A 12260-nucleotide genomic window follows, 5' to 3' on the forward strand; every position below is an offset into this window, starting at 1 on the left:
AAGCACCGCGATGCAGCTCATCAGCGCCGCGGACATCCTCATCAGCGGCGGCCAGATCAACACCGCCGGAGGCAATCTCCTGCTCGACAGCGGCACCTCCCCCGCCGCCGTGAAACCCACCTTGGCCGGGGCCGATGTCACCGTCGGCACCCTCAGCTTCGGCAGTGACCTCCAGATCGCCATCGCTGGAGCCGTCGCCGATACGGATTACACCCAGCTCAACGTCGTCGGCAGCGTGAACCTCACCGGCGTCAGCCTCGCCCTCACCGGCGCGCATGTGCCGACCTTTGGCCAAAGCTTCACCATCGTGAACAACGACGGCACGGACCCCATCACCGGCACCTTCAGCGGCCTCGCGGAGGGCGATGTCGTCACCTTCAACGGCATCCCCCTGCAACTCAGCTATGTGGGCGGCACGAATTCCAACGACGTCGTCCTGAGAGTTTACGTGCCTGAAATCGTCGTCCACGACGGCAGCCACACCCTGGCTCCTGAATTGACCGACGGACAGGTGGCCTCCGTGAACTTCGGCAGCACCGCACCGAATGCCGCCAGCATCCGCAGCTTCACCATCGCCAACAGCGGCAACGCCGACCTCAACCTCAGCAGCATCACCGTGCCAGCCAGCTATGTCACTAATGGTGCCGCCACCGTGCTGGCCCCCGGCACCACCTACACCTTCCAGGTCGCGCTGGAAAGCGCCACCCCGGCCACCTACAGCGGCAGCGTCGTCATCAACAGCAATGACCTCAACGAAGCCGCCTTTGACTTCCCCATCACCGGCACCGTGGTCCCGGCAGGCAGCGCCCCCGTCGTCACCGTCAGCACCGATGTCGCCGTCGAAGGCCCCGGAGGAGCCCCCGTCCTCGGCGGCCCGGTTGGCTCCACGATCTACAAATTCATCGGCTCCCCGGCCCTGAACTCCAGCGGCGTGCTCGCCAGCGCCGTCCAGATCCGCCACGCGGATGCCAGCCTGCACACCGGCATGATGGTCGGCCAGCCGCTCGTCCTCATCGCCACCGATACTCAAACAGCCCCCTCCCTCCCCGGCGTGACCCACTACAACTTCGGTCCCCCCGTCATCAATGAAGTCGGGCACATCGCCTTCACCGGCGAAGTCCGCGGTGCAGGCATCACCACCAACGTCAACAGCCGCTGCCTGTTCAGCAACGCCAGTGACGGCACGCTCAAACTCGTCGCCCAGATCGGCATGAGCACCACGCTGGGCAGCAACCTCAAAACCATCGGCAACTTCTCCATCGGCGGCGATCTCGTCATCTTCCTCGGCACCTTGGTGGACAACCGCAGTGTCCTCTTCGGCTGGGACGCCAACACTGGACTCCGCCCCCTCGTGCGCAATGGCCAGACCCTCAGCGCCAATGGCGTCAACAAGACCGTGCAGAGCTTCGCCATCCTGGAAGCCAACAACGCCTCCTCCGGTCATGGCAAGGAACTCAGCGTCGCCCCCACCGGAGAGATGCTCGTCACCTTCAGCGTGAACTTCACGGATGGCAGCTACGGCGTCGTCGTCGGCAGCTTCGATGGAACGAGCGACACTGGCTTCGGCCTCACCTACGGCGCCAGCCAGCAGCTCGCCGACAGCTACGCCGTGCCACCTGTCATCCCGCTGGCGAAGTGGAATACCTTCCGCAGCCCTGGCTTTGACAACACAGGCAACTACTACGGCTTCATCAGCCAGATGCTGACCAACGTCGCCGCCGGAGTCAGCAGCACGAACAACGTTGGCATCTTTGTGGATACCGCCCCCGGCGTGCTCACGCTGCAACTACGTGAAGATGCCCCTGCGCCAGGAACTACGGCGGGCGTCGTGTTCAGCGACTTCAGCGACCTCGTGCTGGGTGGGGGTGACTATGAATTCCTGGTCAAAGGCGAACTGCGCGGCACCGGAGTCACCGTCAACGTCAACAACTTCGGCCTGTGGGCGCAGCACGCGACCAACGGTCTCGCACTCGTCGCCCGAGAAGGCAGTGAAGCTCCCGGCGTGGCAGGCTCGACGTTTTCAAAGCTCAACCAGATCGCCCTGCCAGGCACCGCACAGCCAATGTTCCAAGCCACGATGAAGGCCGGAGTGGGCGGCGTGACCACGGCGGATGACACCGGCTTGTGGGTGATCAACGCGGGAGACAACGTCGTGCTCGCCGTGCGTGAAGGTACCGTGCTCAACGTCGGTGGCACACCCCGGACGGTCACCGCAATCACCGCCCTGCTGAATGGCACGACCACCGGTGGAGCCCTAGGCCGCCGAGTGTTCCTCGCCGATGGTCAACTGACCCTCTTGCTGACCTTCAGCGGCGGCATCCAGGCGAATGCCAAGGTCGTGGTGCCGTAGGGCGCGGTGACAGGGGTTTGATTCCCCGAAGCTTACGCATTTTACCACCCTCGTTCTGCTGCCATCCATTTCAGTTGGAGTTGGAAACCCGCACGCCATGCCCACACTCCATGATTGCAGTTTTTCGGCCTCCTGCTCAAATAGCGCGCCTTTCCGCCAACCACCCCGCATGACCCCAGCCACACCTGCCCCAGCTCCGAGTAAGCGCCGTGTGTTTGCGTCCCGGCTTCTCAGCACCCTGATTCTTTGGGCCATCATCGCGGGAGCGGTGGAGTGGAACAGCCACTGGGTCATCGTGCTGCTCACCGGCTTCTTCGGCGTGGCGGGTGCCTTTGAATACTATCGCCTGCTGCGGCTGGATGACCAGGCGCGCGGCTTCAATCTGCTCGGTCTCTGCATCTGTCTCGGCTACTGGATCACGATGACCTGGTGGGTCATGCAGCATAAGTCAGCGGCCCCGATGTGGCTGGAGCTCGCGGCGCTCACTGCGGTCGTGCATGGATCGTTCCTTCTATGCTATCGGCATCAGCTCGAAGGCATCGTCACGCTTCAGCGCATCTTCCACGCGGTCTTTGGCGTGGTGTACACGGTGATCTTCTTCGGCTTCATCGTGCGGCTCATGTATTTTAAACCAGATGGCAGCAGCATGACGGGACTGTTTCTCGTCATCTACCTCATCGTCGTGACGAAGTTCAGCGACATGGGCGCGTATGCCGTGGGCGTGCTCTTCGGGAAGCACAAAATGATCCCGCACATCAGCCCGGCGAAGTCCTGGGAAGGTCTCGTCGGTGCCTTCCTCGGTTCCTTTGGTGCCGCAGCGATCTTGATCTGGCTGGCTGGACCTAAGCTCGCTCCGTTGAACTGGCTGAATGGCCTGCTGCTCGCGCCGGTCATCTGCGCCACCGCTGTGTCGGGCGATCTCGCCGAATCCGTGCTGAAGCGCTGTGTTTCCATCAAGGATAGCGGGCACAAGTTCCCCGGCATCGGCGGTATCCTGGATCTCACAGACAGCCTGCTTTTCACCGCGCCGGTGTTTTACTTTTATCTGGAGATCATCACGGCCTGAGGCATGGAGCAAAGCATGATCAAGCGGCGCAAAGTTCTCCTCCTCGGCTCCACGGGCTCCATCGGCACCAGCGCGCTGAAGGTCGCTCAAGACATCCCTGAGCGGATGGAGATCGTCGGACTTGCCGCAGCGCGCAGTGTTGAGGCGCTCGTCGCTCAGGTGCGTGAGACAGGTGTGAAGCAGGTGGCTTTGACGGATGAAGCTGCGGCGGCAAAGGCACGCGCGCTTTTGCCATCGGATGTGACTTTGCATGTCGGGGCAAGTGGCCTTGTCGATCTCGTGCGCGCGAGTGATGCGGACATGGTGCTCGTGGCCATTGTTGGTGTCGCGGGCCTCGCGCCTGCGCTTGCGGCGATTGAAGAGGGCAAGCACCTCGCCGTGGCGAGCAAAGAAATCCTTGTCATGGCAGGCGAAGCCGTCACGGAAGCCGCGCGCCGCAAGGGCGTGGACATCCTGCCCGTGGACAGCGAGCACAACGCCATCTTCCAGTGCCTGGAAGGCCATCGCGACAATGCCGTGCGCCGCATCCTGCTTACCGCCAGCGGCGGTCCCTTCCGCCAGCTTCCTGCCGATCAACTTCCGCACGTCACTCTCGCGCAGGCTTTGAAGCACCCGACCTGGACCATGGGCCGGAAGATCACCATCGACTCCGCCACGCTCTTCAACAAAGGCCTGGAGATGATCGAGGCCCGCTGGCTCTTCGATGTGCCCATGAGCCGCATTGAGGTCGTCGTGCATCCGCAGAGCATCGTCCATAGCATGGTCGAGTTTGAGGATCACAGCGTCATCGCCCAGCTCAGCCACAGCGACATGTGCTTCCCCATCCAGTATGCCGTCACCTGGCCGGATCGAGTGCCGAACAACCTCCGCCCTCTCGACTTCGCGAAGCTCGCCTCTCTGACCTTCGAGGCACCACGCACGCAGGACTTTCCGGCTTTGGATCTCGCCCGTCAGGCGGGTGAGGTTGGCGGCACCCTGCCCGCAGTTTTAAATGCAGCCAACGAGGTGGCCGTGGAGGCTTTTCTCAATGAGCGCACCAGCTTCCCCGCCATCTGGCAAACCGTCGCGCGAGTGATGGAAAAACACAGCGTCATCCAGCATCCCGATCTGGAGACACTGATCGACGCCGATGCTTGGGCGCGGCGTGAAGCCGCCACTCGCTGAGTCATTCAGAGCTTCGAGGCCTCATGCACCTTCGCAGCGAGGGTGAAGAGGCAAGTCTCCATGGGAAAGAGATCTGTGCGCAGCTCGATGTCAGGATTCGTCGGCGGCTCATAAGGTGAGGCGATACCCGTGAATTGTGGGATCTGGCCTGCACGTGCTTTGCGGTAAAGACCACGCGGATCACGCTGCTCACACACCTCGATGGGCGCATTGACGAAGACTTCCAGAAAGGTGATCCCCGCCTTCTCGCAGCTCTCACGCGCCGCTTGACGCTGGGCCACGAAGGGGGAAATCAGGGAGCAAATCGCGATCATGCCCGCCTCAGCCAGCAGCTTTGCCGCCTCGCCTGTGCGGCGGATGTTTTCGATTCGGTCCTCTTCGGAAAAGCTCAGCCCTTTGCACAGCCCCTGGCGGAGATTGTCACCATCCAGGATGTGCGCATGGCGGCCCAGTTCACAGAGCGCGTTGTCCAGAGCCACGGCGAGGGTGGATTTGCCCGAACCCGAGAGACCCGTGAGCCAGACCACGACACCCGACTGCCCCAGCCGCCGCCAGCGGTCCTCGCGTGGCACTCGGGAAAGCGTCCAGGTTAGATTCGAGGTCGGGAGCGATTCGGGAGGATTCATGAATGAGGCGATGAGAAAGGCGGGACTGGACGCGCCGCGCATCCAAGCTCGGGAATGAGTGAAGACAACCTCGTTTCCTGCCCGGCTGGCATTCGCCCACGAGCCCTGCCTTCGCGGAGACTTGGGGAATGGAGCGCGTGGTAGAACGAGTGTTCAACTCGGGGGAGATGGGCGAGATGGAATCTCGCTGCACCAGCTTACGACTTTTAAAGTCGTTCTACGGCACCCACTACTCACTTCTCGATCAGCGACGTCTTGCAGAGGTTGGCGTAGAGGCCGCCGTGGGCGAGGAGTTCGTCGTGGGTGCCTTGCTCGATGATCTTGCCTTGCTCCAGAACGTAGATGCGGTCGGCATGGCGGACGGTGCTGAGGCGATGGGCGATGACGAAGCTGGTGCGGCCCTCCATGAGGCGGTCCAGGGCGGCCTGGATCTGCCGCTCGGTCTCGGTATCGACACTGGCGGTGGCTTCATCGAGGAGGAGGATGGGCGGATTCCGCAAAAGGGCGCGGGCGATGCTGAGGCGCTGCTTTTCGCCGACGCTGAGCTTCACGCCTCGCTCGCCCACGTGGGTGTCGAGCTGCTTGGGCAGGCGCTTGACGAACTCTTCGGCGTTGGCGCTCTTCAGCACGTCCCAGAGCTGCTCCTCGGTGGCATCCCGGCGGCCGATGCGGAGGTTCTCGCGGACGGTGCCATTAAACATGAAGCTCTCCTGCGTCACGTAGCCGATCTGCTGGCGGAGGGAGTTTTTGTTCAGCTCGTGGACGGGGATGCCGTCGATGGTGATGACGCCTTCGCTGTATTCGTAGAAGCGGGTGAGGAGGTTGATGAGGGTGGACTTGCCGGCACCGGTGGGTCCCACAAGGGCGATGGTCTGCCCTGGACGCGCTTCGAGGTCGATCTTCTGCACGGTGGGGATGCTGCCGTAGCTGAAGCTGACGTTTTCATAGCGCACGTGGCCGAGCACGGCGGGCAGCTCGCGACCGCTGCTGGTATCGGTCTCGGGTTCGGCGTCGATGATGTCAAAGACGCGCTCTCCGGCGGCGCGCCCGCCTTGGATGATCTGATTGAGCTGATGCAGGCTCTCGATGGGGTCGTAGAAGAACTTCAGCAGGAGGAGAAAGGCAGCGAGGTCCCCTGCGGCGATGCGGCCTTCCTTCAAAGCGTGAGCGCCGAGCCAGAGCACGATCACCATGCCGACGCTGCTGAGGAAGTGCATCCCTGGGCGGTAGATGGCCCAGATGCGCATGACGTGGAGGGTGGCTTTCTTCAGTCCTTCGCTAGCGGCATTGAAGCGTGCGTGCTCCTCGCGCTCCATGGCGTAGGCTTTGATCTGTCTCATGCCGGCGACGTTGTCATGGAGGAGGCTGTTCATGGCGCTGCTGGCCTTGCGGACGGCGCGGTGGCGGTCCTTTGAAGACATCGTGTAGCCCAAAGCCCCGGCCGCGAGGAAGGGAATGGGAATGAGCGCGTAGAGGGCGAGCTGCGCGTCCGCCTGAAACATGAAGATGCCGACGACGACGATCTGAAGCACGGAGACGAGGCCCTGCTCGATGCCGTCGATGAGCACGCGCTCGACGCTGGGGATGTCCTCACTGACGGTGGTCATGATGTCGCCCGTGGGACGGTTGTCGAACCAGCGCAGCGGCAGGGTTTGCAGACGCTGGTAGATGTCACTGCGGAGGTCGTAGATGACTTTTTGCTCGAAGGTGTTGTTGAGCTGGATGCGCAGGCTGTTGAAGAGATGCTGGGCAAAGTACGCGCCGAGAGCCATGAGCGCGAGCGGGGTGAGGCGGTCCCACTGCGCATTGGGAACCACGACATCCAGCACCTCACGCGTGACCGCCGGGAAGACCACGACCATCAGCGTCCCCGCGATGGCGCAAAAGAGCTGCGCAGTGGCCATGAGCGGATAACGACGAAGGTAGGAGAAGACGCGGAGGGTGGTTTTCACAGAGAAGACGCGGAGGGCAGAGGGCGGAGGGAACTGAGAACTTGGAACTTGGAACAGCTCGATACGTCAAGTCAGGCCTGCCTGCGCCTGAAACTTCACCCAAGCTGCATCGGCCTTCGTCATTCCATTGCATCGCTCCTCGTCCCAGCTACACCTCCGGCCCTCCCATGCCCAGCGAACGCATTCTTTCCATCTTCGGCCCCGGTCTTCTCGGCGGCTCGCTGGCACTCGCTGTCCGGGAGCGGATGCCGGAGACGAAGCTGCGCTTCTGGGCGCGACGCGACACTGCCGAGGCAGGCATCCGCCAGCGCGGGATCGAGGCGGAGTTCTTCACCGATGCCGCCGCCGCCGCCAGCGGTGCCTCACTAATCATCCTCTGCACGCCTGTGGAGACCATGGCGGGGCTGGCGGAGCAGATCGTGAAGGCGGAGCTGGCTGCGGACTGCCTCATCACCGATGTCGGCAGTGTCAAAGGCCATGTCGTGCGCGAGTTGGAGCCCATTCTCGGCCCCAGCTTCATTGGCAGTCATCCCATGGCAGGTTCGGAGAGGACAGGCATCGATGCCGCCCGCGCGAACCTCTTTGAGAGAGCCGCCTGCCTGCTCACCCCGACCGCACAGACACGCCCTGCGGATCTGGCGCGCCTCAGGGAGTTCTGGAGCGCCCTCGGCTGCCGTCTGCTGGAGTTCGGACCCGATGAGCATGATGAAAAGGTGGCCCGCATCTCCCATCTGCCGCACATGATGGCCGCCGTCACCACGCTGGCAGCGTTGCGCGGTGACCCGAGCGCCGTGAGCTGTGTGGCCGGAGGTTTCCGCGATACCACCCGCGTCTCCGCCGGTGATCCTGGCTTGTGGACCGGCATCGCCATGGGCAATCGTCCGGCTCTGATCGCCCAGCTCCGCGAAGCCGCCGCCGCTCTCACCGAGCTGATCGGCATTCTCGATGATTCCGACGAAGCCGCCCTGCGCCAGTTCCTCGCTGAAGCGAAGGCCCTGCGAGATACCGTGAGGCCTCTGTGAAGTACACTTTGTTGAATGGGGCAGGGAAGTGTCAGGGATCGATTCCTGACAGGTGAGCCGTGACGGATTGATCTACATGGTCTGTAGGATGCCTTGGCCATCCTCGAATAGAGGGGCAGCCGGCAAACGTAGCCCTGAAAACCCAGTCATAAGCGGCTCATCACGTTCGTTTTCATCTGCGGCCTGTGCTTGCGCGGGCCTCAGTCGCCGCCATCATTCGCGCCGCTCATGCCAGACTCCCCCCCCACCATCCTTTACTGCCGCTGCGCGTATGCCCAGGTCGTCCCCACCGGTGTGAAGAATGAAGTCCTCCAGCGTCTCTGCGACTCCGGTGCCAGTTTTGAAAGCGTCTCAGACCTCTGCGAGATGGCCGCGCATCGTGACCCACGCCTCACCGCCCTCGCCGCCTGTGGCAAGCTCCGCATCGCCGCCTGCTACCCACGCGCCGTCAAAGGGCTCTTCCAGCAGACCGGTGCCCCCCTCTCCGAAGACGCCGAAGTCCACAACATGCGGACAGACACCGCCGAACAGATCGTACAACAATTACTCGCATGATCACCCACACCCACCGTCCGCTCCGTGTCGTCCTTTATGAAGGCCAGGGTGCCATCCCGCTTCCCGCCGAGTCCCGCGCCAAAGTCATGGCCGCCCTTTTGGACAAAGGCTACACCGTCACCCGCGCCAGCTCCAGCGGCACCCCCGCCATGCCGCATGACGACCGCAGCCTGCTCGTGCTCGGCCTCTTCCCCGAGCAAATAGCCCCGCAGATCGAAGACGCCAGCGGGCAGGTCAAAATCGACACGCGCGACATCAGCGGGCTCGATGTCGAAGCCATCCTCGGCCTCGTCGAAAAAAGCCGTGGTACCACGACGATGAACGAACCCGGCAAATGGAAGCCTTGGTTCCCCGTCATCGACTACACCCGCTGCACGAACTGCATGCAGTGTCTCAGCTTCTGTCTTTTCGATGTCTATGGCGTCAGCGCCGACCACAAAATCCAGGTCCAGAACAACGACAATTGCAAGACCAACTGCCCCGCCTGCTCCCGCGTCTGCCCTGAAGTGGCGATCATGTTCCCCAAGTATCAGGCCAGCCCAATCAATGGCGATGAAGTCAACGCCACCGATGCTGGCCGTGAAAAGATCAAGGTCGATATCTCCTCCCTCCTCGGCGGCGACATCTACTCCGCCCTCAAAGACCGCAGCGCCGCCGCCAAATCCCGATTCAGCAAAGAGCGCAGCCCGGACAAAGCACTCGACGAGCGCAAAAAATGCCTCACCAAGCTCGTGGGCGACGGCTTCATCCCCGCCGACGTCCTCGCCTCCCTCCCCAGCCCCGACGAGATCCTCCGCAAAGCCGCCCAGGCCAAAGCCCGCGCCCAGGCCGCCCTGGATGCCCAGCCTACCTGAAAAAGATCTGAAGGCTGACCGGATGTTCGTCTAGTTGTGGCGCATTTCAGTGATCCACTCAGGTGTCATGCCCTGGCCGGGGACGGAAGTGTCCGGCTGGCGTTTCAGGCCCAAGGTCTGAGCCAGCACCCACTCCAGGCCTTCCCAAAAGTGCAAGGTGTCGAGCAAGGGGTTCAGCACATTGGTGACGGGGCAGTAGCGCACCTCTTTGGGGTTCGTGTGGTGGACTGCGTGATGATGCGGTGTTTGAAGAATCCGCAGATCTTGCAGCCAGGTGATGAGCCGCCCATTTTCCTTTCGTGTGCGGTGTGACCACTTGTGAACTTCGTTGGCGTTCCCGCCCACCAGGGCAAAGAGCCATACCTGCCAGTTCAGACGGCCCAGCAGCGCTGCGCCGACCAAGAGAAGGCCCGAGGCCAGCAGCAGATCCCGGTTGCTCTGCCACCAGGTGTTGCGCGTCATCCGGCGGGGCAGGTGATGATGGATGGTGTTTGGCCGTCCGATCCATCTGCCAATGATGGGGGTGTGCTCGCGGATGTAGGCGTCTTCGAGCCAGTGGATGAATCCGGCGATGAAATCCGCAGCGAGAACCACGCCTGATGCCTGAAGGGGAAGTGTGATGAGTTCATTCATGACCCCGCACCACTTACTCACCGACCCGCCGGGGATGATATTGATACTCCAGATGTTTGAATTGAGTCCGTCAATGAATGTTCATGGACGCTGGGCGAGCTTTGTGACGACGAGGAACGCACCGAGGCTGGTTGGCCGAGTCGCTCCCGTGCCTGGATCTGGAGATGCTCACCAGCAAGCTGAGCTACGGCTTGCTGGGTGCGGCATCAAACTTCCAGCTCGTCTTGAAGTCGGCACTGAGGGGTTGCTTCAGCAGGCTGGCCCGGACGAGTTCGATGGGGATGGGGCCGAGCTGGAGGATGCCGTCGTGAAACTGCTTTTCACTCATTTTGCCACTGGCGACGAGTTCTTTGTGCAGGGCGATGAGCTGGAGCCCGCCGAGCATGTAGCCGCACTGGTAGAGCGGGGAGTAGTCGCCCTTGATAAAGCGGCGGACCTCACTGGTGGCACCGAACTTCTCATGGCCGACGCGCTCGACGAGGAACTGCACCATTTCATCAGGCTTCATCTGGCCGAGGTGAAACTTCAGCGTGACAATGATGCGGGCGCAGCGGTGCATTCTCCAAAACAGCGCGCCGATGCGGTCTTCGGGGGTGGTTTGATAACTGAGATCCCAGAGGCGCATTTCCCAGTAGAGCGCCCAACCTTCGACATAAAACGGCGTGCTGAAGGGCTGGCGGTAGGGGCGGTGGCGGTCGGCCATGTAGCGCTGGAGGTGATGGCCGGGGATGAGCTCGTGCGGGACGACGTTGCGCATGAAGGGGCGGTTGTTGCCGCGCATGGACATCATTTTGTCCTCATGCTTCATGGCCTCGTTCGCATAGGCGACGAGGATGTCGTGACCACTGTAGGCGGCGTATGGGATTTGTTTTTGCTCCTGAGGAGCGAGCATGCGCGTGCCCCACCACTCGGCACAGTCGGCAGGGACGGTGACGAGATCGCGCTTCGTGACGAAGTCGATGGCGCGCCTGCCCTCGGCGCGGACGAAGGATTCCTGTTCACCAGGGCGGACGTACTGGAGCTTCACGCGGAGGAGGGCTTTCTTCCAATCATCCCCGAGCTTCATGTCCTGGGCGGCTTTTTTCATCTCGGTCTCACACCAGGTGAACTCGCGCTCGGCGATGTGAATGAGCTCGTCGGGGCTGTAAGGGATGAACTCGTGAGCGAGCTGGTCCTGGAGGTTGCTGGCACCCTGGGCTTTGCCGAGCAGGGGGGCATCATCTTTGTTCTTGGCTCCGGCGATCTCTTCGCGGAGGTATTTGGCGTAGTCTTCGAGAGCTTTGAGGGCCTCGTCGTGAGGTTGCTTCATCCACCAAGAGAAGTCGGGGAGGTAGCCGTTGTAGTTGCCAAACCACGTTTTCAGGGATTCGCGCAGGGCATCGGAGGTCTCGGCGGCGCGCAGGGCCTGGAAAGGCGTGGGCAGGGCGGGGGAGTCTGGCTTTTTCGCGGGATCGGCGGGCTTTGATTCAGTGGGTTTGGCGTCAGGCTTCTTTTCCCTGGCGGCTTTGAGCTTGGACTGGAGGTCGGTGACGCGCTTGGCGAGCGGGGCGAGGGAACTGGCGGCTTTCTCGGTGTTCAGGGGATCGCCGTGTACGCGCTGCTCGGTGAGCCCGTCGATGATGGGGCGAAAAGGCAGCCAGGGGGAGAGTTCCTGGGCGTCATCTCGGCGGTCACCAAGGCGCATGAGGGATGCTTCGAGGTCGTTGCGGAGGAGGATGTAGTCGATCTGATCGGTGGCGGGGAGCTTGGCGAAGTCGAGCAGACTGAGGCGGGCGAGCCAGCCCTGGAGCATCTGCTGCTCGCGGTCCATCGACTTCGTGGAGTCTCCAGTGATGGACCAGTGGCGCTGGAGGAGGCTGGCATCGGCGGTGTATTGCTCGATGAGATCGCGTGGGGGCTGGGCGGCGAGGGGAACCGAAAGGAGTAATAGAAGGAGGGGAAGGCGCGACACGTCCCGATTGGAACGAGGAAGCGGCGAGAATGCAAGCTGGGAAGGTGAAAGCCATGTCGCAGCGGCCTCTCGGCAGCCTTTCGTTCA

Annotated in this window: 10 protein-coding genes; 6 read left to right on the forward strand and 4 right to left on the reverse strand. The window is 62.3% G+C overall.

What is annotated here, in order from left to right; all coding sequences use genetic code 11:
- The 3 genes from AC6FTP_RS15230 to AC6FTP_RS15240 all read left to right on the forward strand — a co-directional run.
- Positions 1 to 2350: DUF7453 family protein (locus tag AC6FTP_RS15230; RefSeq protein ID WP_497207772.1), on the forward strand; the 2350-nt coding region annotated here is incomplete at its 5' end.
- A 169-nt stretch (positions 2351 to 2519) separates the two neighbouring features.
- Entirely contained in the window at positions 2520 to 3416 is an 897-nt protein-coding gene (locus tag AC6FTP_RS15235) for a phosphatidate cytidylyltransferase (protein WP_497207773.1), read from the forward strand.
- Positions 3417 to 3431: 15 nt separating this feature from the next.
- Positions 3432 to 4580: a 1-deoxy-D-xylulose-5-phosphate reductoisomerase gene (locus tag AC6FTP_RS15240; protein WP_497207774.1), complete on the forward strand. Its 1149-nt coding sequence runs from the start codon at positions 3432 to 3434 to the stop codon at positions 4578 to 4580.
- 5 nt (positions 4581 to 4585) lie between these two features.
- Here AC6FTP_RS15240 and cysC read toward each other — a convergent pair whose 3' ends face one another.
- Entirely contained in the window at positions 4586 to 5206 is a 621-nt protein-coding gene (gene cysC, locus AC6FTP_RS15245; protein ID WP_497207775.1) for an adenylyl-sulfate kinase, read from the reverse strand.
- A gap of 233 nt (positions 5207 to 5439) precedes the next feature.
- The gene (locus AC6FTP_RS15250; RefSeq protein ID WP_497207776.1) at positions 5440 to 7158 is read right to left on the reverse strand and encodes an ABC transporter ATP-binding protein; all 1719 of its coding nucleotides are present in this window, start codon (positions 7156 to 7158) and stop codon (positions 5440 to 5442) included.
- A gap of 167 nt (positions 7159 to 7325) precedes the next feature.
- Here AC6FTP_RS15250 and AC6FTP_RS15255 point away from each other — a divergent pair, with 167 nt between their 5' ends.
- The 3 genes from AC6FTP_RS15255 (at position 7326) to AC6FTP_RS15265 (ending at position 9589) form a co-directional block, all read left to right on the forward strand.
- A complete protein-coding gene (locus AC6FTP_RS15255) occupies positions 7326 to 8180 on the forward strand; it encodes a prephenate dehydrogenase (RefSeq protein ID WP_497207777.1) in 855 nt (284 codons plus the stop codon).
- Between the two features lie 228 nt (positions 8181 to 8408).
- Positions 8409 to 8735 (forward strand): hypothetical protein, encoded by a 327-nt coding sequence (locus AC6FTP_RS15260; RefSeq protein WP_497207778.1) that lies wholly within the window; start codon positions 8409 to 8411, stop codon positions 8733 to 8735.
- On the forward strand, positions 8732 to 9589 hold the full coding sequence (locus tag AC6FTP_RS15265; protein ID WP_497207779.1) for a ferredoxin family protein: 858 nt from the start codon (positions 8732 to 8734) through the stop codon (positions 9587 to 9589). Before AC6FTP_RS15260 ends, AC6FTP_RS15265 begins: the two co-directional genes overlap by 4 nt.
- 30 nt (positions 9590 to 9619) lie before the next feature.
- Here AC6FTP_RS15265 and AC6FTP_RS15270 read toward each other — a convergent pair whose 3' ends face one another.
- Both AC6FTP_RS15270 and AC6FTP_RS15275 read right to left on the reverse strand, forming a co-directional pair.
- The gene (locus AC6FTP_RS15270) at positions 9620 to 10222 is read right to left on the reverse strand and encodes a fatty acid desaturase CarF family protein (protein ID WP_497207780.1); all 603 of its coding nucleotides are present in this window, start codon (positions 10220 to 10222) and stop codon (positions 9620 to 9622) included.
- A gap of 184 nt (positions 10223 to 10406) precedes the next feature.
- Positions 10407 to 12173 carry a DUF885 family protein gene (locus AC6FTP_RS15275; protein WP_497207781.1) on the reverse strand — a complete coding sequence of 589 codons (1767 nt, stop codon included), beginning with the start codon at positions 12171 to 12173 and terminating at the stop codon, positions 10407 to 10409.
- Positions 12174 to 12260 lie beyond the last annotated feature (87 nt).

This window comes from Prosthecobacter sp., from assembly GCF_044378005.1.
Classification (GTDB): Bacteria; Verrucomicrobiota; Verrucomicrobiia; order Verrucomicrobiales; family Verrucomicrobiaceae; genus Prosthecobacter.

Bases quoted from the DNA above. Each gene is read 5' to 3' on its own strand.
- AC6FTP_RS15235 (WP_497207773.1), top strand. From the start codon at position 2,520: ATGACCCCAGCCACACCTGCCCCAGCTCCGAGTAAGCGCCGTGTGTTT.
- AC6FTP_RS15240 (WP_497207774.1), top strand. From the start codon at position 3,432: ATGATCAAGCGGCGCAAAGTTCTCCTCCTCGGCTCCACGGGCTCCATC.
- cysC (WP_497207775.1), bottom strand. From the start codon at position 5,206: ATGAATCCTCCCGAATCGCTCCCGACCTCGAATCTAACCTGGACGCTT.
- AC6FTP_RS15255 (WP_497207777.1), top strand. From the start codon at position 7,326: ATGCCCAGCGAACGCATTCTTTCCATCTTCGGCCCCGGTCTTCTCGGC.
- AC6FTP_RS15260 (WP_497207778.1), top strand. From the start codon at position 8,409: ATGCCAGACTCCCCCCCCACCATCCTTTACTGCCGCTGCGCGTATGCC.
- AC6FTP_RS15265 (WP_497207779.1), top strand. From the start codon at position 8,732: ATGATCACCCACACCCACCGTCCGCTCCGTGTCGTCCTTTATGAAGGC.
- AC6FTP_RS15270 (WP_497207780.1), bottom strand. From the start codon at position 10,222: ATGAATGAACTCATCACACTTCCCCTTCAGGCATCAGGCGTGGTTCTC.